Annotated in this window: 24 protein-coding genes, 1 pseudogene and 2 other annotated features; of the genes and pseudogenes, 16 read left to right on the top strand and 9 right to left on the bottom strand. The window is 35.4% G+C overall.

Annotated elements, in window-relative coordinates; translation table 11 throughout:
• The first annotated feature begins 130 nt into the window (after positions 1-130).
• The 7 genes from B5P40_RS13100 to B5P40_RS13070 all read left to right on the top strand — a co-directional run bounded on the left by B5P40_RS13100 (position 131) and on the right by B5P40_RS13070 (position 5,106).
• Positions 131-1,078 carry an ABC transporter substrate-binding protein gene (locus tag B5P40_RS13100; RefSeq protein WP_113709307.1) on the top strand — a complete coding sequence of 316 codons (948 nt, stop codon included), beginning with the start codon at positions 131-133 and terminating at the stop codon, positions 1,076-1,078.
• Positions 1,079-1,083: 5 nt separating this feature from the next.
• Positions 1,084-2,112, top strand: a complete 1,029-nt coding sequence (locus B5P40_RS13095) for a FecCD family ABC transporter permease (protein ID WP_002015259.1) — start codon at positions 1,084-1,086, stop codon at positions 2,110-2,112.
• Positions 2,099-2,917 carry an ABC transporter ATP-binding protein gene (locus B5P40_RS13090; RefSeq protein ID WP_002129193.1) on the top strand — a complete coding sequence of 273 codons (819 nt, stop codon included), beginning with the start codon at positions 2,099-2,101 and terminating at the stop codon, positions 2,915-2,917. The genes B5P40_RS13095 and B5P40_RS13090 overlap by 14 nt, the downstream gene beginning before the upstream one ends.
• Positions 2,884-3,279, top strand: coding sequence for an ankyrin repeat domain-containing protein (locus B5P40_RS13085; RefSeq protein ID WP_002129192.1), 396 nt, complete (start codon positions 2,884-2,886; stop codon positions 3,277-3,279). The genes B5P40_RS13090 and B5P40_RS13085 overlap by 34 nt, the downstream gene beginning before the upstream one ends.
• Positions 3,280-3,573: 294 nt before the next feature.
• Complete coding sequence (locus B5P40_RS13080) at positions 3,574-4,101, top strand: GNAT family N-acetyltransferase (RefSeq protein ID WP_002129191.1); 528 nt, start codon at positions 3,574-3,576, stop codon at positions 4,099-4,101.
• Positions 4,102-4,159: 58 nt separating this feature from the next.
• On the top strand, positions 4,160-4,618 hold the full coding sequence (locus tag B5P40_RS13075) for a GNAT family N-acetyltransferase (RefSeq protein ID WP_002129190.1): 459 nt from the start codon (positions 4,160-4,162) through the stop codon (positions 4,616-4,618).
• A 110-nt stretch (positions 4,619-4,728) separates the two neighbouring features.
• Positions 4,729-5,106, top strand: a complete 378-nt coding sequence (locus B5P40_RS13070) for a hotdog family protein (protein WP_113709306.1) — start codon at positions 4,729-4,731, stop codon at positions 5,104-5,106.
• Positions 5,107-5,144: 38 nt separating this feature from the next.
• Here B5P40_RS13070 and B5P40_RS13065 read toward each other — a convergent pair whose 3' ends face one another.
• Positions 5,145-5,690 (bottom strand): helix-turn-helix domain-containing protein, encoded by a 546-nt coding sequence (locus B5P40_RS13065; protein WP_002015249.1) that lies wholly within the window; start codon positions 5,688-5,690, stop codon positions 5,145-5,147.
• Between the two features lie 156 nt (positions 5,691-5,846).
• On the opposite strand from B5P40_RS13065, the gene B5P40_RS13060 reads away from it, so the two are divergent.
• Together B5P40_RS13060 and B5P40_RS13055 are read left to right on the top strand one after the other, a co-directional pair.
• Positions 5,847-6,251, top strand: coding sequence for a DoxX family protein (locus B5P40_RS13060; protein WP_002015248.1), 405 nt, complete (start codon positions 5,847-5,849; stop codon positions 6,249-6,251).
• Positions 6,252-6,272: 21 nt separating this feature from the next.
• Complete coding sequence (locus B5P40_RS13055) at positions 6,273-7,130, top strand: VOC family protein (RefSeq protein ID WP_002129187.1); 858 nt, start codon at positions 6,273-6,275, stop codon at positions 7,128-7,130.
• A 16-nt stretch (positions 7,131-7,146) separates the two neighbouring features.
• Here B5P40_RS13055 and B5P40_RS13050 read toward each other — a convergent pair whose 3' ends face one another.
• The 3 genes from B5P40_RS13050 to B5P40_RS13040 all read right to left on the bottom strand — a co-directional run bounded on the left by B5P40_RS13050 (position 7,147) and on the right by B5P40_RS13040 (position 12,684).
• Positions 7,147-7,461, bottom strand: a complete 315-nt coding sequence (locus B5P40_RS13050; protein ID WP_002167644.1) for a 4a-hydroxytetrahydrobiopterin dehydratase — start codon at positions 7,459-7,461, stop codon at positions 7,147-7,149.
• Entirely contained in the window at positions 7,442-9,196 is a 1,755-nt protein-coding gene (locus tag B5P40_RS13045) for an aromatic amino acid hydroxylase (RefSeq protein WP_113709305.1), read from the bottom strand. Before B5P40_RS13045 ends, B5P40_RS13050 begins: the two co-directional genes overlap by 20 nt.
• A 162-nt stretch (positions 9,197-9,358) precedes the next feature.
• Positions 9,359-9,586, bottom strand: a binding site (T-box leader).
• 51 nt (positions 9,587-9,637) lie between these two features.
• Positions 9,638-9,866, bottom strand: a binding site (T-box leader).
• A gap of 70 nt (positions 9,867-9,936) precedes the next feature.
• On the bottom strand, positions 9,937-12,684 hold the full coding sequence (locus tag B5P40_RS13040; protein ID WP_113709304.1) for a S8 family peptidase: 2,748 nt from the start codon (positions 12,682-12,684) through the stop codon (positions 9,937-9,939).
• Positions 12,685-12,913: 229 nt separating this feature from the next.
• Here B5P40_RS13040 and B5P40_RS13035 point away from each other — a divergent pair, with 229 nt between their 5' ends.
• Positions 12,914-14,152 carry a TolB family protein gene (locus B5P40_RS13035; RefSeq protein WP_113709303.1) on the top strand — a complete coding sequence of 413 codons (1,239 nt, stop codon included), beginning with the start codon at positions 12,914-12,916 and terminating at the stop codon, positions 14,150-14,152.
• 43 nt (positions 14,153-14,195) lie between these two features.
• Here B5P40_RS13035 and B5P40_RS13030 read toward each other — a convergent pair whose 3' ends face one another.
• Both B5P40_RS13030 and B5P40_RS13025 read right to left on the bottom strand, forming a co-directional pair.
• Positions 14,196-14,318, bottom strand: a complete 123-nt coding sequence (locus B5P40_RS13030; protein WP_000071861.1) for a DUF4023 domain-containing protein — start codon at positions 14,316-14,318, stop codon at positions 14,196-14,198.
• 72 nt (positions 14,319-14,390) lie between these two features.
• The gene (locus B5P40_RS13025; protein WP_002167648.1) at positions 14,391-14,729 is read right to left on the bottom strand and encodes a hypothetical protein; all 339 of its coding nucleotides are present in this window, start codon (positions 14,727-14,729) and stop codon (positions 14,391-14,393) included.
• Between the two features lie 175 nt (positions 14,730-14,904).
• On the opposite strand from B5P40_RS13025, the gene B5P40_RS13020 reads away from it, so the two are divergent.
• From B5P40_RS13020 to B5P40_RS13010, 3 genes and pseudogenes are all read left to right on the top strand, one after another.
• Positions 14,905-15,480: a histidine phosphatase family protein gene (locus B5P40_RS13020; protein ID WP_113709302.1), complete on the top strand. Its 576-nt coding sequence runs from the start codon at positions 14,905-14,907 to the stop codon at positions 15,478-15,480.
• A pseudogene (locus B5P40_RS13015) lies at positions 15,481-15,873 on the top strand (hypothetical protein); the annotation flags it as partial. It lies immediately after the preceding gene.
• 216 nt (positions 15,874-16,089) lie between these two features.
• Entirely contained in the window at positions 16,090-16,590 is a 501-nt protein-coding gene (locus tag B5P40_RS13010) for a DoxX family protein (protein WP_002015237.1), read from the top strand.
• A 36-nt stretch (positions 16,591-16,626) separates the two neighbouring features.
• Here B5P40_RS13010 and B5P40_RS13005 read toward each other — a convergent pair whose 3' ends face one another.
• Both B5P40_RS13005 and B5P40_RS13000 read right to left on the bottom strand, forming a co-directional pair.
• Positions 16,627-17,511 carry an alpha/beta fold hydrolase gene (locus B5P40_RS13005; RefSeq protein WP_002129173.1) on the bottom strand — a complete coding sequence of 295 codons (885 nt, stop codon included), beginning with the start codon at positions 17,509-17,511 and terminating at the stop codon, positions 16,627-16,629.
• A 15-nt stretch (positions 17,512-17,526) separates the two neighbouring features.
• Complete coding sequence (locus B5P40_RS13000; protein WP_113709301.1) at positions 17,527-18,366, bottom strand: GNAT family N-acetyltransferase; 840 nt, start codon at positions 18,364-18,366, stop codon at positions 17,527-17,529.
• Positions 18,367-18,635: 269 nt separating this feature from the next.
• Here B5P40_RS13000 and B5P40_RS12995 point away from each other — a divergent pair, with 269 nt between their 5' ends.
• On the top strand, positions 18,636-20,021 hold the full coding sequence (locus tag B5P40_RS12995) for an alkaline phosphatase (RefSeq protein WP_002129171.1): 1,386 nt from the start codon (positions 18,636-18,638) through the stop codon (positions 20,019-20,021).
• 54 nt (positions 20,022-20,075) lie between these two features.
• Complete coding sequence (locus B5P40_RS12990) at positions 20,076-20,540, top strand: hypothetical protein (RefSeq protein WP_002129170.1); 465 nt, start codon at positions 20,076-20,078, stop codon at positions 20,538-20,540.
• Between the two features lie 75 nt (positions 20,541-20,615).
• On the opposite strand, the gene B5P40_RS12985 is transcribed toward B5P40_RS12990, so the two are convergent.
• Positions 20,616-21,266, bottom strand: coding sequence for a GTP pyrophosphokinase (locus B5P40_RS12985; RefSeq protein WP_002015229.1), 651 nt, complete (start codon positions 21,264-21,266; stop codon positions 20,616-20,618).
• A gap of 304 nt (positions 21,267-21,570) precedes the next feature.
• Between B5P40_RS12985 and B5P40_RS12980 the strand changes: the two genes are divergently transcribed.
• Positions 21,571-23,067 carry a YcdB/YcdC domain-containing protein gene (locus B5P40_RS12980; protein WP_113709300.1) on the top strand — a complete coding sequence of 499 codons (1,497 nt, stop codon included), beginning with the start codon at positions 21,571-21,573 and terminating at the stop codon, positions 23,065-23,067.
• The last annotated feature ends 122 nt before the right edge of the window (positions 23,068-23,189 follow it).

The raw sequence follows: 23,189 nt of genomic DNA, 5'->3' as shown, positions 1-23,189 counted from the left end.
GAAGAAATCTTTTTGTAGCGTTTTTTCATTTTTGTAGAAAATGTATGCGTTTCATATTGACAATGATAATCCTTATCAATTAAAGTAGAATAGTAGTTAATGATTATTATTATCAATTAGAGGTGAAAGAATGAACAAATCTATTACGCTGTTCACAGCGATCTTATCTATTTTTTTCTTATTAATAGGTTGCAGTGCAAAAGAAAACGAAAAAGCATCCGCAACAAAAACAGACAAAGGAACAGACAAAATCGAAATTACCGATCTCTCAGACAGAAAGATAACATTCAATAAAGTTCCTGAAAGTTTTGCTACGTTGAGTATGGGAGACATGGATATTATTCATGCTTTAGGTGGAAAAATAGTAGGTCGTCCGGATACAAAATTAACTCTCCCAGAGGAATTAAAGAAAGCACAAGTAATCGGGAATGCACATCAACCGAATTTTGAGCAAATTGCTAGTTTAAAACCGGATGTACTTGTTGCTAACAATGGATTCCAAAAGAACATTCCAACGGTCGAAGGACAAGGAACAAAAGTAATCATTTCTTCAGCCAACTCTGTAAAAGATATTCAAAAGGGTATTGAAATGTATGGAACAGTAATGAAGAAAGAAGATAAAGCAAAAGAGCTTAACCAAAAAATTAATGATCAAATGAAGAAATATGAGAAAAAGAGTGACGTTAAAGCGTTGCTAGTTTATGGAGCACCAGGCACTTATTTAGCAGCATTACCAACATCTCTATCAGGGGATATTTTAGAAAAAACAGGCGGGAAAAATATCGCAGCTAGTTTTCTAGAAATGAAAGAGTATCCGCAATATGCACAGCTAAGTGTAGAACGTATTATTGAAGCAAATCCAGATGTGATTTATTTAATTACACATGGAGATCCCAATAGTGTGAAAAAAGCATTTGAAGGCGAAATGATGAAAAATGAAGCATGGAAAAATTTAGATGCAGTAAAACAAAATCGTGTAGTTATTTTACCACCAGATTTATTTGGATCAAATCCTGGGACAAAAGTTACAGAAGCGATGGACTTTATGTATAAAAGTATACAAGATGTAAGGAAATGATAAGTATGGAGAGTAGTGAAATAGTAAGAGAAAAGGAACATCCTTTTGCGAGAAAAAGGTGGATAATAACAGTTACTTTAGTCGTATTAACTGTTCTAGGTCTTTTTTATGGCCTTTTTGCAGGGAGCTTATCTTTTTCTTTACGAGACATTATAGAAGGTATACAAGATGAAGGTTCGACAGTTCATCGAATTGTATGGGATCTTCGTATACCGAGAGTGCTCGTTGGTTTTATAGTAGGAACGTGTTTAGCTGCATCAGGAGCATTATTGCAAGGGGTTATGAGAAATCCTCTTGCAGATCCTGGAATTATCGGAGTTTCATCAGGAGCAGGTCTTGTAGCAATTATAATCATGATTTTATTTCCTCAACATATGGCATTCTTACCACTAGGAGCGTTTTTAGGAGCTTTTATTACAGCAATGGTCATTTACGCACTATCATGGCAAAAGGGGGCGCCACCTTCACGAATTGTATTAGTAGGTGTTTCAATAAACGCATTAATTGGTGCAGCGACTTCAGCGCTAATGTTATTACATAGCGACAAAGTACAATCAGTTTTACCGTGGTTAGCTGGTGGTATTGGTGGTGTTAGTTGGGCACATTTAAATATGATTATTTACTATGCGATATTCGCTATTATATTAGCTTTCTTCGGTATTAAACATATTCGAGTATTAATGCTTGGGGATGAAATGGCAAAATTATTAGGGTATAACGTGGAAAGAAGTCGGTTTTATTTAATAGTAGTAAGTACAATGTTAGCTGGAATAGCAGTTAGTGTTTCTGGTCTTATTGGATTTGTCGGTCTTGTTGTACCGCATATGTTACGTTTATTAGTTGGAAATGACTATAAATATTTACTGCCATTATCATGCCTTGGCGGTGGGATATTACTTGTTTTTGCGGATGCGATAGCTCGAAGTTGGTTCGATCCAATCGAATTGCCTGTTGGTATTTTATTGTCCTTCTTAGGTGGTCCGTTCTTCTTATATTTAATCCATAGAGGAGGAAAACAACGTGATTTCCGTTAACAAAGTGTTTTACGCACATTCTGAAAGATTTCAAATGCAAAATATGAATGTACATATTAAAGCTGGAGAAATCGTTAGTTTAATCGGCCCGAATGGATCGGGGAAATCTACTTTGCTTCGTTTAATAGCACGGCTACTTAAACAAAGCGAAGGAGACATCATTTTAGATGGGGAAAATATTTATACGATGAAGAGTGCAGATGTAGCGAAGCAATTAGCGATGTTACCACAAATGCACGATCATCAATTAGATTTAACAGTGAAAGAACTAATAGAGTTCGGAAGAGGTCCTCATAAATCATGGAGTAGTCGCTTAAATAAAGAAGATGAAGAAATTGTTGATTGGGCATTGTCTGTTACAAAGCTTGAAGGGTATGAATATCGTCTTTTACAATCCTTATCAGGAGGAGAAAGGCAACGTGCTTGGATTGCAATGACGCTTGCACAACGCACAAATGTCTTACTATTAGATGAACCAACAACCTTTTTAGATATCGTCCATCAGTTAGAAGTAATGGAACTTGTTAAACGATTAAACGAAGAGTTTGGTATGACGATTGTAATGGTTTTACATGATATTAATCAAGCGGCTCAATATAGCGATCGTTTACTCGTATTAAAACAAGGGAAGATTCAGTATGATGGCGTACCAGAAGAAGTACTATGTCATCAAATGTTTCAGCGTGTATTTGGAATTGAAGTTGATATATTCCAAGGGAGTGACAAGCCATTTTTTACACCGAAACGAATTTGTGAAAAGGGAGAAGAGAGATGCAAACAGACGAGCGTATTACCACTGAGTTAGTAAGGGAATTTGTTATGGCAGCTCACGGAGATCTAGAAAGAGTACAGGAGCTTTTGGCCGAATCACCGAGCTTACTTCATGCTTCTTATAATTGGGGTGGCTCAGATTGGGAAAGTGCCTTAGGAGCAGCGGCCCATGTAGGCCGTAAAGATATTGCTCTTTATTTACTGGAAAAGGGAGCTCGGATGGATATTTTTGCAGCAGCTATGCTGGGTGAACTTGAAGTCGTACAAGCCATTTTAGTAGCACAACCAGAAGCATTACGTGCATCTGGCCCACATGGCATCTCTCTTCTTCAACATGCACGAATGGGTGGAGAAAAAGCTCAGCGTGTATTTGAGTACTTAACAGTGCTTTCTTAATGACCGCAAAGTTCTTATGTGCGGTAAACTTTCCACTCAAAGGATTGGAAGGTTTACCGCCCGTTAGAACGGGATAAGTATCTAGTATATTTGAAAATCCTACACCCCCTCAATTGTAGTTTTCTTTATACTAGTTATGATATGGATGCAGTAGACACTCTTTTGTCTACTGCTTTTTTTTGATATAATACACTTTTATAAGATTGAATTTTCTTTCTTTTTGGTAACTTTCTTGATATGAATTATTCAACACTTACGTAGTTTGAAATATGTTGTTATGTAATGAGGTTCAAAATGATGGGAGTGAATAAAAGAGTGTTCCATACAGATCGCTTACAATTTCGCAAATATACAATGGATGATTTACCATTTTATGCTTCTTTATGGGGGGATGAGAAGGTAATGCGCTATATTGGAAATGGAACGTTAAAAACATTTATGCAATGTAAAAAAAGTTTGGAGGAGAGGGTACTTCCAAATTATAAAAATGGTCTCGGTTTATTTGTAATGATTGAAAAGGAAACAGGGATAAGAATTGGTCATGCAGGACTTGTCAAGCAGAAGGTAGATGGAAAAGAGGAAATTGAGATTGGCTATTGGCTACTTCCTAAATATTGGGGGAAAGGGTATGCGAAAGAGGCTGCGGCGGCTTTTCGAGACTATGGTTTTCAAGCATTACAAATGAATAAATTAATTTCACTTATTAATCCGAACCACCCAGCTTCAATATTTGTTGCTAGAAAAACAGGGCTTAGTTATGAGAAAACAACTTCATTTCATGAGATGGAAGTTCTCGTTTATTCCATTAAGCGGGTTGGATGAAAAAAGGTGAATTGCATTTTTTGGAGAATGGTATATAAAAAATAAAGGGAGGGATTACATGTATATTTATCATAATGGATTAATTATTCGTGAAGGAACGAATGGAGTGCCAGCATATGCGATTAAGACATTATTTGAAGATGCTGGCTGGAGTAATGATAATATCCCTTCTTGGCAAATTGAAAAGTTTACGATTGCATTTGAAAATTCAACATGGGCTTTCACAATTTGGGATGAAGAAGAAATGGTCGCGATGGTTAGAGTGATTTCTGATCAAATCATGGTTGCTAACATAGTAAATTTAGTTGTGAAGTGTGAGTATAGGGGGAAAGGATTAGGTAAGAAACTTGTAGCTCTTTGTTTACAAAAGCTTCCGCATGGCGATTGGTTTGCGCATACGTCCGCTAACAATTTTGATTTTTATAGAAGTTGTGATTTTGAAGTAAGAGAGTTATCAAGAAATGGAACATGTGCGTACTATGGGTATCAAGTGGCCAAAGAGGAAGGGCATCGATAACTTATAAGGTAATAAAGAAAAAGGATTGCTATTTTAATAATATAAACTGAACTGAGACTCATTTTGTGATAAAATAAAAGAAAATTCAGTTTATTAAACGGGGGATAAAAATGAATGTAAAAGTTGGGGATATATTTAAATACGAAAGAAGATTTACCGAGGAAGAAGTTTTTGAATTTGCAAATATTACAGGCGATAAAGGTAGACATCATATGGAATATGATGAGAATGGACGATTAATGGTCCATGGTTTATTGACTGCTAGCATTGGGACGAAAGTAGGCGAAGAGTTACATTACATAGCGAAGGAATTAGTAAGTGAGTTTATTAGACCAGTTTTTACAGGGGATACGGTTACTTGTGAATTAACTTTAACAAATATTGAGCAAATGGAAGGATATAAAAAAGTTTCAATTGAGTCAGTTTATCGCAATCAACATGAAAAGACCGTACTAGTTGGGACGAGTTATGGAATTATAAGGGGATAAAAAAGAAGCCTGTTACGAAACAGGCTTCTTTTTATCGTTTAGTAAACACGTTTTCGATTTTCCGCATGACTAGAGATAAGTAATAATGCAGATTCTTCACCTATATTGCGAACAATATGAGGAACGCATGCATTCCAAGAGAAAGAATCACCTTCTTCTACAATCGCAATATCTTCTCCATGTTGAACTTCTAGTTTTCCGCGTAATACAAGATGACACTCTTCACCTTCATGAGCATTTGGTGAGTTTTCTTTCGGGAATCCGGCAGAAATTTCTACTAGAGATAGGCGGAGACCACCTTGCTCCGCAACATGCTCAATTCTTTGTTCATCTTTTCCATACACACTGTATTTACGCTCTTCTTTTTTTACAATTTTCAAACGATCTTTTTGTTCTAACAATAAATATGGAAGGGGGACATTTAAAAAATTAGCGATCATTTCTAAAGTTGAGATAGATGGTGATGTTTTATTGTTTTCAACCTGACTCATAAAGCCTTTAGAAAGACCTGTTCCTTCACAAATTTGGGCAATCGTAATTCCTCTACGTTGACGAATTTCACGAATCGCAGAACCGATATTCATAAAATCATGCTCCTTTTTGTAAACAACTATTTGTATCATAGCAAAAAAAAAATATTTTTTCTCATGAAAAATGAATTGACGAATAAAAATAATTAGTGTATGTTTTGTAATGTAAATAAAAGTTTTGTATAACAAAACTATAAAGGAGAGAAAGAAATGAATCAACATATTGGTAACTTAATTATTCGTATCGTGTTAGGGGTAACGTTCTTTATGCACGGTTTAACAAAATTCCAATCAGGAATTGACAATATTGCAGGGTGGTTTACAAGCATTGGTTTACCAGGAGGACTTGCATACGGTGTAGCAACAGTTGAATTAGTTGGAGGTCTATTGTTAATTCTAGGTTTAGGCGTAAGGTATATTGGCTTATTATTTGCACTTGTTATGGTTGGAGCGATTGTGAAAGTAAAATGGTCAGCTGGTTTGTTAGGAGACGGGAAAAATCCTGGATTTGAGTTAGAACTTGCATTATTAGCGATGGGTGCTTACTTATTTGTTGCGAAAGCTAATGGTTTTGTAGATAATTTCTTAAAAGAGAAAATGTTAAAGAAGAATTAATTAAAATGGGGGTATAACAAAATGGGCTTTCCACTTCATCCCGAAACAACACTTGGGGTTGTTCATTTATATGTATCAAATTTAAAGAAATCGCTAGAGTTTTATACAGAAGTATTGCGTATGAAGGTACTGGAAGAAAAAAGTACAATCGTTACGTTTGGTAATGAGGACAATGAGCCACTTCTCATAATAGAAGAAAAGGAAGACGCTCTTCCGAAGCAAAGAGGTCGAACTGGTTTATATCACTATGCAATTTTATTACCAAACAGACAAGACTTAGCAAATATTCTTCGTCATTTTGTTGAGAGAGTACACCCATTACATGGTGGGGCTGACCATTACTTTAGTGAAGCTCTTTATTTAGCTGATCCAGATGGAAACGGGATTGAAATTTATCATGATCGCCAAAAAGAAGTTTGGCATGATGAAAATGGAGAGCTACCATTTGTTAGTAACCCGTTAGACGGCGAAGGATTATTACAGCAAGGAAGTACATGGAATGGGTTCCCGGCTGGTACTGTGATGGGGCACATTCATTTACATGTAGCTGACTTAGAAGAAGCGAAACATTTCTATGTTGATGGCCTTGGTTTTGATGTAACGATTCCAGCTCGTAATGGAGCGTTGTTCGTATCAGCAGGTGGTTATCATCACCATATCGGTTTAAATACATGGCAGGGTGAAGGTATACCACCACAAATGCCAAATTCCGTTGGTTTGAAATATTTCACAATTGTACTAGCAGATGAAAAACAAAAAGAGCAAGTGTGTGAAAGTTTAAAATATATTGGCGTAGTTGCTACGTATAAAGATGGAATATTACAGGCCAAGGATCCGTTTGGACATTGTATACATTTTAAAGTGAAAGGAGAAGCCTAAAAAGGCTTCTCTTTTTTCACTTTCTTATAATAGCTTTTTCATTTTGTAAAAATAGTTCATCAAATTGCTTTGCAAGGTCAAAATCTAGTTTCGTTAAACCTTTTGCATTCCATGATGACAAAGTAATAATGACTGCTTTATACTGGATAAGGATAAATGGGTGGTGATTATGTTCTTCTGATAGTTTGGCGGCTTCAGAGACAAATTCGACTCCTTTTAAGTAGTCGGAAAACATATATTTTCTTTCAATCCATTTTTCATCTTTCACTGTCCATTTATCCAGCTTTGTTAATTCCTCTTGTACTTCTTCATTAGTTAATCGTAGCATCATTTTTCACATCCTTTACCTGCAGTAACGCAAGACCATTGTTAATAAGACGTGTTACAGATTCTTCAGTTGTGAAAGTAGAAAGTTGTTGTAATAATGCTGCTGATGCTTCGTGTCCTTTGTTATGTTCTAAAAGCAATTCTAAAATTTCAAGACGAAGCAACCATTCTTTCGGATGAAATTTATTTAATACTTCTTGAATAGCTATTAATTGATCAGTATGAGTATCGTGTAAAATACTATCGTTACGTATATCTCGAACTGTTTGATACATACGTTCAAGTTTATTCAGTACAAGTGGATCAGGCGTTTCTTGTACTTCTTCATTCATCGGGAAAAATGCAGCCGCATCTGCCGCTCCTGGGAATACAGAAGTGATTTGTGAGCCGACAGCCATATCAAATGCTCCCCATGAAGGATCAAATAATAAGCGATCTTTATGAGTAACTGCACAATTTATAAAGGAGATAAGAGCAATTTTTTTATCATTCTTTACAATGTCTGTTACTGTTCCTTTTACATGAATGCCACTTGCAAAAGTAAACTCTGCACTGCTTCCAATTGTAATGCCTAATGATTGTAATTGTTCTTCTGTACAATTTTCTAATGCAATATCTCCATCTAGTAATCCGATTGGTGTCCCGAATCCATCGCTGTGCACAGATGTAGAATGATTTGCTAGTTGTTTATTATGAATTGCTAATGCAGTTGGTGAGCTTGTTCGTGTGTAAATAACTTCACCAGTATCATTTTTAATTGTCTCTGTAAATGTACCTGTAATTTGTAATCCACTACTTAGCTCAGTTGTAGCATGATTTTCGGAGCGGATTGCTTTTTCTAATCCTTCTGTTCCACCTGTTTTAAATGCCATCGTTGTAGAGAACTGCTCAAGGGCCTCAGTCAATTCTTCAAATGATTCACAAACAAATAGCTGTGGTTGTATTTTTGTTACATCATAAGTTGTCCCGGTGCAAGCTTCAATTGAGAATGGGACTTTCTTTACAGCGTTTGTTAAGCAATGCTTACTTTCACCGACAGAGGAAAGGAGACCAGCACCGTAAATTTTCGGATCATTTATATTGCCGATTAAGCCGTATTCCACTGTCCACCAGAATAAACGTGAAATTTGTTCTGCTTCTGATAAACCAGAAACTAAGTTTTGTTTTTCGATTACAGCATTTTCAGCAACTGCAACTTCTTCAGGTGTAGAAGTAGGGCTTTCTTTTACGATCGTTAATGTACGAACGGCTTCAAAAGCATCATGTTCTTCTTTTGTGGAGAAAGCTTTCGCTCCAATTTGTCCAAAGCGTTTCACATATTTTGCATATGTAGAATCAAGCAAAATCGGTGCGTGGCCTGCAGCTTCATGAACGATATCAGGAGCGGGTGTATACTCGATATTTTCTACTTTACGAATATCTGTTGCGATTGGTAGTAATCCATGCCCCTGAAAATCGAAGAATGCGACGCCGGGAATAAGTCCGTCAATCGTTACGGCACCCCAGCCGCTTGGTGCTAAACAGTCATTCATTTCTTCTACTTTTGGAATTGCATCTATATTAATACCAGATGATTGTAGTCCGTTAACATAGGATGGATGAGCAACATCTTTTAAGAAGCTATGGTTTTGTCTCATAATGTAACGCCAAACAGCGTGATTCACCGGTGTGTATTGATCATAATGCTGTGTGGATACGAATGGTTTTAAATGTGATGGAATTTCTTTTTTCTTTGTCATTTAGACGTCCTCCTTTTTCTCTATAAAAATGAATACCAGTTTTGTATAGCTTGTACCACCTCCTTTCAGAATTGTAAGCGCTTATAAAATTTTATCATAACATTCGAAATTCTTTAACAACTGTTTGCGTGAGAAATAGAAAAATCCCCTATCGGAAAATCCGATAGGGGCGAAAAAATCGCGGTACCACCCTATTTGTAAGTGAAAATATACTTACATCTCAACTAATGATAACGGAAAAATCCCGTCTTTTCCTTCATGCATAAAAGCACTACGAAAAAGAAGCTCCAGAATTGTAATTCGTACTTATATATGTGCTAATTCCCACCGACCATTAGCTCTCTGAAACAGGGATACAAGATACTACTGCGATTCTTTCAACGCGTATATATGAAGTTATTTAAAAGGGAAGGACGCAAAAAAGCCCCTATCGGAAAATCCGATAGGGACGATAAAAATCGCGGTACCACCCTATTTGTAAACAATTAATTGTTTACCACTTACTTTAAGATAACGGAAAGATCCGTCTTTCTCTTCATGCATAAAAAGCATTACGGGAAAGAAGCTCCAGAATTGTAATTCACGCTTGTATATGTACTGATTCGCACCAACCATCAGTTCTCTGAGACAGGGATATAAGTCGCTACTAGTATTCCTTCAAAGCCGATATATAATTCGTTCAACTAAACTATGTTTTGTATTATAAAACTATATTTAAAAGCTTGTCAACAATAATTTTATTATTTCACTTCTAAATCGACGTTTAAATTAGATTTATTTCCAGCTGCATCGGTTGCTACAATATGAATTGTATTCTTTCCTTGTTGTAATTGACTACGATCGAAATAAATTTCATAGTTTTTCTCCCAAGGATTTAGGTATGCACTTTCCCATGCTCCATTTCCGTTAATTTCATACTGTATCGTTACGGGATGTCCTGGAGCAACCCATCCGGATTCTGCCATCCAATCCAAAAGTATATCATCTACTTTACCTCTAATTACGAGGTTTTCTTGATCTACTTCAGACGATAATTTCGGTGCAGTACGATCGACAAACACAGCTCCTGTCTGTTTCGTTTCTCCACCAGAGTTAGAAGCAACAGCTTCGATTTGGTATAAGCCATCAGGTAGAGGAGATCCGTCGGTTTTCGTACCATTCCATTTGAAAGATTTATAACCAGGTGTTTCGTTTTTACCTTGACGTATCATGCCTTGATATGTTACACGGTCTTTCGTAATTAAATTAGCGTGAAATGTTACATCCTCCACTGGTGTAACTAAATAGTAATTGATCAGGTTGTCATCTAGTATTCCATCATTATTTGGACTAAAAGTAGAATTAACGATTTCAAGACCATCAATACGTTTGTATTCTTTCGGATCAATGCTAAACGTAAATGGAATACGCATTTCTTCAGTCTTACCTTGCTCTTTCACATATAGATTTCCCGTATATACACCTTGTGGTAAGGAGCTATCTACATTAATAGTAAAAGGCTTTTCGATGTTACTATTAGGTTTCACACTAATAGAAGAAGAGAAAGAAGTCTGGACTTTTGTTTTTGTATCTAATAATTCAATGCGAGTTGAAAAGTTTTTCTTTTTGTTAGAAAGATTTTGTAATGTAATATTTTGTGTTAACTTCACTTTGCCGCTATTAGGTTTAATAAGACCGAAACTTACATTGTTAGGTTTCACTAATGCATCTGTTTGGGCTGCTTTTGGAATGTTAATTAAACCAGATCCTTGTGCCATGACAGGATATGTATTTTCATTGACATCCTTTAATGTTTTTGCAGTGTTGGTAAGAGCTGCTTTCAATTGTTCTGTCGTCCAATCAGGATGCATTTGACGCAGCAGGGCAACGGCTCCCGCCACTTGTGGCGCAGCCATACTTGTTCCGTTGTGAGATTCATAGCCACCTCTCGGCACTGTACTAGTAATTTGTACTCCAGGTGCAACAATATCAGGCTTTATTAGCCAACTACCTTGTGATGGTCCTCTTGAACTAAAGTTACCAATAAGTTCTGTTTGCTTTGGTTGTCCAATTTTTATATTTTTCTTTCGTTTTGTAATTAAAGTTTTTAACTCTTCGCCATTTGTATTTGATAGTTGCATAACTGGAAGAGCTACATCTTCACGTGCAAAATATTCGGGCATAAGATTAATTTCTTTTTCGTTAGAAATTAGTAGCACGCCAAGAGCGCCAGCTTGTTTCGCTTGTTCTGCTTTTACTAACGTGCTTGAAGTTCCTTGTAAAACAAGGGCGAACTTACCTTTCACATCTTGTTTAGCGTAATCACTTGAATTACCGTAGCCAACATATACAAGCTGAGCATCGTTGCCTACTTGGAAATCTGATTTTGATAACGGTAATCCTTGGTAAGATTTATTGGAACCAGCTACTTGGAATGTTGGAAATGGAATAGAAACAGTAGATGCACCAACAGAGATGACACTACTTGCGTTACCAGGAGCGTCAACAGACCAAGGTTTTGGTCCATCATTTCCATTTGAGACGACTGCAGTAACACCAAGTTTTGCTGCGCGTTCTAACGTCATTGTTACAGGTTGATCAGGTACATTCAAATCTTGACCAAGAGGTAGATTTAAAACATCGGCACCATCTTGAATAGCGCGCTCAATACCTTGAATAATATCATCGGTCGTACCGGTACCACCATCATTCATGACACGGTAAGCGAGTATAGAAGCATTCGGAGCAATCCCCTTTATTTTTCCGTTACCCGCAATAATTCCAGCAACATGGGTACCGTGGACATTTCCATCCATCGGATCATTATCTTCATCGACTGTATCATAGCCACCGATATAATTTGCTTGTAAATCAGGATGGGTATAGTCGACACCTGAATCGATAATAGCGACTTTCATCCCTTTTCCATCAAGGGGTTTGCCAGTCGGATCTTTTAAATTCCAAGCTTCAGGTGCACCAACTGTAGGGCCTCCAACGTTTGGTGTTTCTTGATCTGCTAGGCTTTTTGACGTTTCATGTAATTTATATGTTAAGTTCGGATAAATTGCTTTTACTTCAGGTAAAGAAGCTAGAGCGGCAATTTGATCCCCTGGGATAGAAATAGAAAATCCAGAAAATAACGTACTATACGTTTCTTTTATGGTTGCTTTCGGTGCTTTTTCTTTTATTTTCTTTGTTGTATCCTCTTGTGCTTTTTTTAGTTGTGCATGGTATGATTGCACATTGCTATTTTGTAGGTCCGGAGCATGTTGAATGTTACTTTGTGAAGCGAGTGGAGCCTGCTGCAATTCTACAATAACTGAAATTTCTTTTGATGTTTTTGTTTCAACATTTTGCGCGATTTTGTTTTCTCCCCATTGTTCAATATTTGCTTTTAACTGTGGACTAAATTGCTTCTCTTTTTGCAGTGATTCAGCATGGGCGCTTAATGCTCCAAAGCTCGAAAAGAAGAGCGCCATACTTAATAGTGTTGATGTAGTTTTCTTCATTGAAACTCCCCCTAATAAAAAGTGCCAATTTTCTGAAAATAAATATTACATTTTTATCGTTAATTATAGGAACGGATGTTGGCTAAACTATACATTCGACATAATTCATACCAATCCTCTTTGAATTAAAAATTTCTTGGGAAGTTTTTTGGAATTATGTCGAATGGATAATATTTGCATATAGTAAGCGGAATATGAGGAATGCTAAAGGGGGAAATGGGGGTGCTATATGAAAAGGTTTATAGTAAGTGGAATCGTGGTTTTGTTCCTTTTTTTCTATTCAAGTTCTATTACTAGCGCAGAAAACAATGGAGTAAAAGTTGCCTTTATTCGTAATCATAATCTATGGATTAAAGTCGGTGAAAAAGAAAAACAAATTACAAAAGGAGAGTACATAACAGGACCGAAATGGTCACATAATGGAGAATGGCTTGCATATGCAAAAGGAAAGAAGCGAAATCACTTTGAACTGTATCGGCTAAAAGATGGAAAGAAAGTTAGACCATCTCAATCAGAAGTATCGAATTATCAATGGTCACCAACAGAGAATATAATTGCATTTGTATTTGCACGCACATTAAATACATTTGATGCTGAAAAAAAGAAAGCAGATTTTGAAAACATAGCTAATGGTGTAGGTGACTATGCATGGTATCCTGATGGTAAGAAGTTTCTTGTATCATCAGAAGCGTACTTGCTTCCAACAGGATGGACAGGTGCTCAGTTATATGAAATACAAAAGGATGCAAATATGAATCCTCATAAGATGAAGCATTTATCTGCACTACCGAATGAGCATGATGACTTTTTAGCATTATTTGGAAGTGGATTTAATTGGTCGCCAGATCAAAAATGGATTTCGTTTTTGGCAGTACCAACAGCTTCTTTGTCAGCTGATAGTAATACCCTTTGCTTAATTCGATCAGACGGCAGTCGTTTTGAAACAGTAGATCAAATGTTATTAAACACACAATGGTTCAAATGGGCGCCATCAAAAAATATATTAGCCTATATTGAAGGAAGCGGGAGAGTTGCTTTAGAGAATAAGCATTTAAAAATAAAAGAATTGCCGGCTCTCCAGCAAAATACATTTACTCCAAAAGGCTATGTTGATTGGGATTTCACATGGAAGAACGAGAATGTAATTATCGTTTCAAGGGCAAAGGAAGCAGAGCTATCGGTCCCTCTAGAAAAAAGGCCACTACCATCTTTATATGAAATAAATAGTACAACAGATGAACAACATCAAATTACAAAGCCATCCAATAGCCAAGGCGATTATAACCCTATTTTTAGTAAGAAAAGCAACCAATTAATGTGGCTCCGTTCAAATCGTAAGAAAGCTGATGTATGGCTTGCTCATAACGATGGAAAACATGAAAAGAAATGGATTGAAAATATAGATGTACCAGAGTGGTATTATGAGAAATGGAATTGGGAAGATGTCGTTTCGGTTAAAGACGAGTAAAAAAACCTGCCTGAAATATAATTTCCAGGTAGGTTTTTCAATGTTATTTATGTGTTTTATTTGGCTTTTTTTTCGCAGGGTTTCCGTTCCCTTGGCGCTTTCTATTTTGTTCATCTTTTGCTTGTTTTTCATGTAATGTATCTAAAAAGTCATTTGAGTTACTCATTTTTATATCTCTCCTTTTTTCATTGCGTCCTAGTTACTATAACCATTTAGGAGGATAATCATGAGATAAAAGTTAAGCGCTTAGTTTTCTTCGGTAGTATAAGTAAAATAGTCCATACGTAATGAATAACATAAGTAAAACTTGTAACTCTACATTTTCTTTTAAAATAGTTGCGACAGAAGATGGTAAGTAAGGTGATGTATCGCTCGTTCCTAAACCTAACCATTTGTTTAAGAGGTTAATGATACAAAATATGAAAACACCGGACCAGCTTGCGATAATTGCTTTTTGTTTAATTTTTGTTTCACGCTCATCATCTGTAATCCAAGGATTAGCAGTTTTATCACTATTAAAAAAGCCATTTATGTATCCCCATATGATCATTCCCATAAAGACGATAATCCATTTCATATTTGTAATCCTCCTCTTCTTGTAAAAAGTATTTTACATATATATATGTAATTGTAATATTTTCCAAACGTTGATGTCAAACACTTTTTACATTCTACTTTTTAAAATAGCAGGAGTAAAGAAAAAAATAGGGAAGAAATATGTGAGACCATTTTCTAGTGAGAGGAAGAGGAGAATGAAACTTATTTTTGTTCGGCATGGTGAAGGTGAACATACGAAAGATTTACCATTAAGTTTACAAGCAGTGAATCCGCCATTGACGTGCGTGGGAAAGAAGCAGGCTAAATTGCTTCAGTGCGATGTACCATTACAAGAAAAGGATATATTAATCGCTAGTCCTACACTTCGAACTTTACAAACTGCGACAATATGGAGTGCGGAAGTTGCTTGTCAAAAAATTGTTCACCCATATATATCCCCGCGTATTTTTCCTTATCGGGAATCCACCAAAACATTACCGTGCGATCAATTGTTAGATCGAAAGATAATACAAAAATTATTTCCACATTTTTCATTAGAAGAAAGTAGAAATGAATTGTTATGGAATGAGGGAGTCAATATCATCTCGGAGATGGAATTTCAGCAAATAGTAGATGAATTTCTGCACTGGTGCTATCAGTTAAAAGCAGAAAAAATTTGTATCGTTGCACACGATGGAACAATTATAGCGTATAGGCAATATTTACAGAAAGTCGCTTTAACTAGAGCTGATTTTTTGAAAGAAACGGGTATATATGAAATGGACTTATAGGAGAGGAAATTTGTAATGGAAGAGTTAGGAGAAGATGTATACGACTTAAATGAGCCGAGAGTATACTTTAGCGTAGCGGAAATTAAGTAATATGCAAAATTGCATATTACACATATTGTAAATGGTTGGTATAAGTTTGGGGAGTTGAAACTAGTAGAATCCTTTTTACATAGTGGTGTAAAATCATATGTTGGATTGATAGATTATGTAGATGGAAATGTAGCAATTATGTTTACAATACGCCTATTTTACGGGTTTATTAACCATGACAAAACGTTAGAAGAAGTTGTTCGAGAAGCGAGATTAACCGATGAGGAGACATGTACATTTCGAGTATATAAACAATATGAAACGGATTTATTCTATATTCGAATGAATGCGTTTCACATTTAACTCACAGTTTTTTTACATTTTCTTCAATGAAAATGATTATCACCTGTGGTATGATATGTTCAAGTTTTTACAGGTAATGAAAGTTACTATATAAACGTTAGTATTTAATGTTTTTTATGTATGTCACAAATTATTCACGATTAACGTTTTAAAAGTAAGCAACTAATGTTATTATATTATCTGTAACTGACTTAATTACAACTTTAGGAGGAAGATATGATTATTCAATTTTTAAGAGAAAACAAAGCAGTTTCTTTTGTATTAGCGATAATTCGAGTGTATCTTGGTTACACATGGGTAATGGCTGGAATCGGTAAACTACAAGGAAAAGGCTTCGATGCAACTGGTTATTTACAAGGTGCAATTGAAAAATCTAAAGGAGCACAACCAGCTGTTCAATCTTGGTGGGCATCATTTTTACAAGATTTTGCAATTCCAAACGTTGATTTATTTAATACACTGGTGACGTGGGGAGAAATTTTAGTCGGAATTGGTTTAATTGTAGGCTGTTTAACAAAAACAGCGGTCTTTTTCGGTCTTGTAATGAACTTTTCCTATATGTTTAGTGGGTCAATTGGTGTAAACCCTGAAATGGTTATCTTATCCATGTTCGTTCTTGTTTCTGGTATGAATGCTGGAAAACTTGGAATTGATGGCTTAGTTATTCCAAAAGTACTAGGATCAAAAATTCAAAAACGCCAAAAGCAAGCTGCTTAATATATGAAAACGGGTATCTCAAAATGAGATACCCGTTTATTTTTCAGCACTTATAGGATTTTTCTCGAAGAAATCTTTTACATACCCTACAAATTCTTGTGGCTCTTGACGAAATGGAGCATGATAACCTTTTTCAATAATATGGAAAGTGCTATTTTTTAAGAATTGATGATAAGTTTCTCCTTCTTTCCAAGAAACGCTACTATCATTTCTTCCCCATATAATTAAAGTTGGTTGCTTGATTTCAGTTGCATTGATTTGAAGACGCCTAGGCCATAATTTCATTTTATTATAATGCTCTTCATCATTACGCTTGAATTTAACTTTGCTCTCATCATAATCTGCAATAGAAGAAACGGCACTTAAATCAGTCGACAACTTTGGTTTTGGTGAACCTTGTTTATTAACGAACGTATGAGGGCCGCCTGTAGCATCAGTTAAAATAAGGTGGGTAACCGCTTCGGGGTATAAATATGTTAAATTAAGAGAAATTTCTCCGCCCATAGAATGTCCCAGTATTGCGAATGAGTCATACCCTAATTTTTTCATTAACTTATAATACAAATTTGCATGAGTTGGGAAAGAATAATAAAAATCCATCGGTTTAGAGGAACGTCCGAATCCTAAAGCATCAACAGAAATAATCGTATGATCTTTTGCTAAATCTGAGTAAACCTTTTGAAAACCATTGGATGATCCTCCAAATCCATGGATCATAAGTAAAGGTGGTTTTTCATCACCAATCTTTTTAAAGTAAATCGTTTGACCATCTATCTCTACCATTTTTTCCTCGGTAGCTAGTTTCGCTGTAATTGTATTTTTAACTTGTTTTACTTGTTCTACTGGCTTTTCTGCTGCACTACATCCTACTAATAGTGTAAGAGTAAGACAACCTACCATAAAATAGCTAAATCGCTTCAATTAGGTGTCCCCTTTCTAACATAACGCTGCATCTATCATAGCAAATAGTATATTACGATTTCCAGGAAGTTGATTACCATTCTTTATCATAAGAGGTGAAAGGAGCGTTTCCTGGAAATTTTCTGTTTGAAGAAATTGACGGAAAATGAATTGTGAGTGCGGAACATCAATGCGTATTGTCCCATTCCACGAGTTGCAAATTATTTCTAATAACTGAATAGCGTCTTTTTCTTTTTTTGAAATAAGCGGAGTGATACATAGTACATTTCCTTTTTGTATGCATAAAGCAAAAGCATCTATTTGATTATCCCGCTCTATTTTAAAGGAGTAAGTTGCTCTCGATAGTAGTGATAAATAAAGCTTAGAACGATCTGCACCAGTCGCAGTTTGATCAAGAAAAATGAGAGATTGAAGATCGGCTTGCTGAATTTGTTTTATGGGAAAAGAATTTGTACTTATATGAGCCGCTTGTTTTTCGAAACGATGAATTGTTGTTATTGATTGAAATCCATAAGATACATATAAGGATTCACCAGCTTTTGTTGCAATGAGTGTAATAGGGAGCGATGGATAAGTTACTTTTAAGCTATTGTTTAACAAAATACGGCCAATTCCTTTTCTTTGAAAATCAGGATGCACGATTAACATACCGATAGAAGAAAATCCAGGGGCAAACGAAAAGACCCCGCCCGCTGCAATAAGTTTATTCTCATGTACATAGCCAAAAATTGTGCCAATGGAAAGGTACATATGGAATTGCTCTTTCATAAAACTCGCATGCTGTAACCACCCAACTGATTCGCAAAGAGAGAGTAAGGCTGGAATGGAAGATTCGTCTAGTTTTACTGTTTTCATAAAGTTCACCATATTTCTATTTAAATTAGAAAAAATAAGAATAATATTAAGAAATGTAAAATAATAGGTTCGTATTAAAAGAAATCCAACATGTTTATATTTATCTTTGTAAAGGGGAGTATGCTTGATATGAAAAGACAAACTTATACAAATTATAACTTAAATTTACATAAGTTAACAAAAAATTTACATATAACTCATTTTCTCTTAACAGTCTTCTATTAAATTTGATAGTGGGAAATGAATAACCTAATTAGGGGGACAAGACAGTGAAAAAGTTTGTAAAAAAAGCATGGCCATTTGCAGTTGTGGCGTCGTTAGCAGTTACTTCGGTAGCAACATGGAATTTTACGCGTTCTAGTGAGGTTAATGCAGATGAGAACGGAAACAATGCAAAAATTAAAAATGTCATTGTATTAATTGGGGACGGTATGGGGCCTTCATATATGACAGCTCATCGTTATATGAAAGATAATCCAAAAACATTTGAGATGGAATCTACAGAATTTGATAAGCATCTTGTAGGAACACAAAAAACATATCCAGAAGATGAACATGAAAATATTACAGACTCTGCATCGGCAGCTACTGCGATGTCAGCAGGTATAAAAACATATAACGCAGCTATTGCAGTAGATAATGATAAAGCTGAAGTGAAAACAGTATTGGAGCAAGCGAAAGAAAAAGGGAAGTCAACGGGACTCGTTGCAACTTCTGAAATTACGCATGCAACACCAGCTGCATTCGGTGCACATGATATTAGTCGTAAAAATATGGACGCAATTGCAAATGATTACTTTGATGAAAAAATTAAAGGTAAGCATAAAATAGATGTTATGCTTGGCGGGGGCGTAAAGAACTTTGTTAGAAAAGACCGCAATCTTACAGAAGAATTTAAGAAGTCTGGTTATAGTTATGTAACAGATCGTAATCAATTATTAAATGATAAAAGCGATCAAGTTCTTGGCTTATTTGCACCAGGTGGTTTAGACAAAATGATTGACCGTACTGACAAAACACCTTCATTAGAAGAGATGACAAATGCAGCGATTGAGCGCTTGAACAAAAATAAAGACGGTTTCTTCTTAATGGTCGAAGGTAGTCAAATTGATTGGGCTGGACATGATAATGATATTGTCGGTGCAATGAGTGAAATGGAAGACTTCGAAAAAGCGTTTAAAGCAGCAATTGAGTTTGCGAAAAAAGATAAGAACACATTAGTTGTTGCAACTGCAGACCATGCTACTGGCGGATTATCTTTAGGTGCGAATGGTGAGTATAACTTTAAAGTAGATCCGATTAAAGCTGCGAAACGTACGCCAGACTTTATGGCAAATGAGATTGTAAAAGGTGCAAATGTAGAAGAAACATTGAAAAAGTATATTGATCTACAATTAACACCAGAAGAAATTAAAGCTGTAAATGATATAGCTCCATCAAAAGATGTAACAAAGATTGATAATGCAATTGAAGATATCTTCAATAAGCGTTCGGTTACAGGTTGGACAACGGGTGGACATACAGGTGAAGATGTGAACGTATATGCATTCGGACCAGGTAAATACTTATTCTCTGGCGTTCAAGAGAATACAAATATAGCTAAACGTGTCTTTGACATCGTTGGCGGCGGCGATCCGAATAAAGGAAGACGCTAATTATAAATGAAAGTGAGGCGAAATGCCTCACTTTTCTTTTTAGGAGATGGAAAGATGAGCGTTTTTTTAGGGAAATTAAGATTCCTTCTAGTATTCGTATTATTGCTAGTTGGATGTCAATCTCAAGAGAATAATATAGAACAAAAATCTGCTGGGAAAACTGAGGAAAAGGTACATATAACGAAAGAAGAAGAGAAATCCATTCAAGATGTTATTGAGGCATTTGTACGGACAACGAATGAAAAAAATCTTGCTGAACATATGGAGTTATTTTCAAAGAAGATGCCTAGTGCTGAAGACTTAAAAACACAAAAGGAAGCGGCATTTCAAAAGGGAAATAAGAAAATAGAGTTAGAACATATGAATATGAAAGCTCTTAAAGGTGGGCTTGTTATTGTTGAAACGGAGGAAAAAGAAGTAGATGGAGGGGTTACTCTTCAGAAGAAAATGCAGTACGCACTTGGAAAAGAAGAAGAAGGGTGGAAGATTGAAGAGGTTCGTACGATAGAGAAGAAATAAAGTGAAACTTTAATCAGTGGGAGTCTTACTGCCCGCAAATAGCGGGATAAAAAGGTTCTCATAGGAGAGAACCTTTTAAAGTGGTAATAAAATTTGATTTGAACATGCTTCAATGTCATCAATATCTTGACGGATTGTTGCCATCTTATTATCGAGGTCTTCAGCTTTCATAGCAGCGTCATGTAGTTCATCTTTCAAATAGTCAGGTATATTTCCTTCATATTTGTAGTAAAGCTTATGTTCTAAACTTGCCCAAAAGTCCATGGCAAGTGTACGTAATTGAATTTCTGCAAAGACATCTTTCGTACCAGAATTTAGTGACAATGGATATTTAATAATCATATGCAAACTTTTATAGCCATTTCCTTTTGGATTAGCAATATAATCTTTTACTTCTACAATTTCCATATCTCCACGATTTTCAATAACTTCTTTTAAATGATAAATATCTTCTACAAAGCAACATGTAATACGGATGCCAATAATATCTTGTAATTGTGTTTGAGCATTTTCAACTGTTGGTGATAAGTTTTTACGCTCAAGCTTCCTAATGATACTTTCGGGTTGTTTAAGTCTTGTTTTTATATGTTCAAACGGGTTGTAGTCTTCTAAAAATTGAGCTTCCCGGTTCATAATTTCAAATTTAGTTTTTAACTCTTCTAAAGCGAATGTATAAGGTAATACAAAAGCTTTCCAGTAGTTAACTGTTGATTGGTTATATTCCATTTATATACACACCTTTTCTTATTTACAAGTGAAGTTGTTATTATACTAAACACCAAATCATGTAGGCGCAAGCAGCAAATGATGAGATCATAAAGCGATATTTAGTTTTCATCTTTTCAACCCCTTTCAAATGAAATTATATATGAATAAACGTCATTGTTAGTAATTTCACTATGTACAATTCCTATAGTAATAGATTCATGTGAAATTCGTATGAACTAATTGTTTCAGCTTTTTGTCTTTTTGCTAATGGTTTTTGGTTTTGTTTGTTATAATTACCTTAAATTGTAATAAAGGAGAGGGTATGATGAATCCAAAAGATAAAAAAAGAAAAGAGAAAGTGGCTCATATTATTGAAATTCCAGATGAATATAGGCTTGTTGTAGATGATCAAGAAGGAGTGGATGATCCTCATCATTTATTATGGTGGGGGCATAAAGAGGATGAGGAGAAACAGATACAAATTTCATTAAATAGGCATACTGGTAATTTATTTGAATTCAGGATAGATGATGAAAATTATTTTTCGAGTGATAAAGAAGCGATAGAGGAGAATAAGGCAAGAGAGATTGCAAATGTATTTATAAAAAAACATGTGGAAGAAGGATTAGAATTTTATACATATGTGTCAGTTAAGGATGACTGGCGTGGTTGGAAAGAAATAAATTATATGCAGGAAGTGAATGGATATCCATTGCCGAATACAGGATGTGTTGTGCGAATTCATCCTTCAGGTAATGTTGTGCATTTTCATTACAATGGACAAAAAACTATAGAGAAAAAACCGTTATGGCCAATTGAAATTGTTGAGGAGAACGTCGTTTTAGAAACTTTGAGAGCTAGACAAGATATGAGACTTGTATTTGTGGATTTAACACATTCTTCATGTAAATATGAAAATGGTGAGGAAGTAAAAGGCTATCATCTTGTATATGAACCAGAACCTAGTCATGCGTTTATTGATGCAAGTACAGGTAAAGATTTGTTTGACCCAGATCATTATAAATTGCCTCCAACTGTAGCTGTTGAAAAACCGAAAAAAGGTAGTCAACAAGATGATATATTCGATTTATTTGACTGGGATAAAGAAAGTTTTACAAAAGTGGCTGAGACAGAAAATGAAGATGGAATAAGGATGAAATTTGTTTCGAAAGAGGAATTACAAAAACAGAAAGAAGAAAAGAATCCATATTTAATGAATGAATTCTTTAAAAAGCATTTACCGATGTTAAAATATAATAATTTAGTTGGCATTACGATTGATAAATCAACCAATGAATTAATTGGTTTTATAAAACTGGCAGACGATAAAGAAGTAAAACAAATACTGTCTAGAGAGGAATGTTTACAAAAAGCACTTCAATTTTTAGAACATGTTATTCCAGATGTTACACAATATCTTCGCCTTTGGGATGAACGTGACGAAGATGAAGGGATTGAAAGATTTGTCTTTTCAGTATATGTGAATGAAATTCCGGTAGAGTATAGGGAATTCATGGTCAACATTAATACAGAAAATGGTGCTGTGATGCACTACTCGGGAAAACCTAGCAATATAATAGAAGAGTTACTTGCACATGAAACAGCACCAAAAGTAACAAAAGAAAAAGCGTTAGAAATATATAAAGAGGTCATTCGAGTAAAATTAGAATGGTGTATAGATCATGATGCAGAGGAAATGAAATATAAACTGCTGTATAAACAAACGAGGAGTGAAAATCATAAAGAATCCGTCGATTGTAGTCGGAAAATTCGTTACATAGATGCGCATACTGGAAAGAAAATTTGGAGTGAATATTAGTAAAAGCCAATCGATACGTTTCGATTGGCTTTTACTATGTTTATAGAAAAATTTAATGATTAGCGTTGAGTGATTTAAGAATGCCATTAAGTTAAGAGTTCCATATTTACATCGTACAGACA

The sequence above is a fragment of the Bacillus sp. SRB_8 genome (assembly GCF_003264205.1).
Classification (GTDB): domain Bacteria; phylum Bacillota; class Bacilli; order Bacillales; family Bacillaceae_G; genus Bacillus_A; species Bacillus_A mycoides.
Note: the sequence above shows the minus strand (reverse complement) of the source record. Positions and strands in the feature narration are given on the sequence as shown.

What these genes read in the sequence shown, in the direction of transcription:
- B5P40_RS13100 (WP_113709307.1), top strand. Translation starts at nt 131, where the DNA reads ATGAACAAATCTATTACGCTGTTCACAGCGATCTTATCTATTTTTTTC.
- B5P40_RS13095 (WP_002015259.1), top strand. Translation starts at nt 1,084, where the DNA reads ATGGAGAGTAGTGAAATAGTAAGAGAAAAGGAACATCCTTTTGCGAGA.
- B5P40_RS13085 (WP_002129192.1), top strand. Translation starts at nt 2,884, where the DNA reads ATGCAAACAGACGAGCGTATTACCACTGAGTTAGTAAGGGAATTTGTT.
- B5P40_RS13080 (WP_002129191.1), top strand. Translation starts at nt 3,574, where the DNA reads ATGATGGGAGTGAATAAAAGAGTGTTCCATACAGATCGCTTACAATTT.
- B5P40_RS13075 (WP_002129190.1), top strand. Translation starts at nt 4,160, where the DNA reads ATGTATATTTATCATAATGGATTAATTATTCGTGAAGGAACGAATGGA.
- B5P40_RS13070 (WP_113709306.1), top strand. Translation starts at nt 4,729, where the DNA reads ATGAATGTAAAAGTTGGGGATATATTTAAATACGAAAGAAGATTTACC.
- B5P40_RS13065 (WP_002015249.1), bottom strand. Translation starts at nt 5,690, where the DNA reads ATGAATATCGGTTCTGCGATTCGTGAAATTCGTCAACGTAGAGGAATT.
- B5P40_RS13060 (WP_002015248.1), top strand. Translation starts at nt 5,847, where the DNA reads ATGAATCAACATATTGGTAACTTAATTATTCGTATCGTGTTAGGGGTA.
- B5P40_RS13055 (WP_002129187.1), top strand. Translation starts at nt 6,273, where the DNA reads ATGGGCTTTCCACTTCATCCCGAAACAACACTTGGGGTTGTTCATTTA.
- B5P40_RS13050 (WP_002167644.1), bottom strand. Translation starts at nt 7,461, where the DNA reads ATGATGCTACGATTAACTAATGAAGAAGTACAAGAGGAATTAACAAAG.
- B5P40_RS13045 (WP_113709305.1), bottom strand. Translation starts at nt 9,196, where the DNA reads ATGACAAAGAAAAAAGAAATTCCATCACATTTAAAACCATTCGTATCC.
- B5P40_RS13040 (WP_113709304.1), bottom strand. Translation starts at nt 12,684, where the DNA reads ATGAAGAAAACTACATCAACACTATTAAGTATGGCGCTCTTCTTTTCG.
- B5P40_RS13035 (WP_113709303.1), top strand. Translation starts at nt 12,914, where the DNA reads ATGAAAAGGTTTATAGTAAGTGGAATCGTGGTTTTGTTCCTTTTTTTC.
- B5P40_RS13030 (WP_000071861.1), bottom strand. Translation starts at nt 14,318, where the DNA reads ATGAGTAACTCAAATGACTTTTTAGATACATTACATGAAAAACAAGCA.
- B5P40_RS13025 (WP_002167648.1), bottom strand. Translation starts at nt 14,729, where the DNA reads ATGAAATGGATTATCGTCTTTATGGGAATGATCATATGGGGATACATA.
- B5P40_RS13020 (WP_113709302.1), top strand. Translation starts at nt 14,905, where the DNA reads ATGAAACTTATTTTTGTTCGGCATGGTGAAGGTGAACATACGAAAGAT.
- B5P40_RS13010 (WP_002015237.1), top strand. Translation starts at nt 16,090, where the DNA reads ATGATTATTCAATTTTTAAGAGAAAACAAAGCAGTTTCTTTTGTATTA.
- B5P40_RS13000 (WP_113709301.1), bottom strand. Translation starts at nt 18,366, where the DNA reads ATGAAAACAGTAAAACTAGACGAATCTTCCATTCCAGCCTTACTCTCT.
- B5P40_RS12990 (WP_002129170.1), top strand. Translation starts at nt 20,076, where the DNA reads ATGAGCGTTTTTTTAGGGAAATTAAGATTCCTTCTAGTATTCGTATTA.
- B5P40_RS12985 (WP_002015229.1), bottom strand. Translation starts at nt 21,266, where the DNA reads ATGGAATATAACCAATCAACAGTTAACTACTGGAAAGCTTTTGTATTA.
- B5P40_RS12980 (WP_113709300.1), top strand. Translation starts at nt 21,571, where the DNA reads ATGATGAATCCAAAAGATAAAAAAAGAAAAGAGAAAGTGGCTCATATT.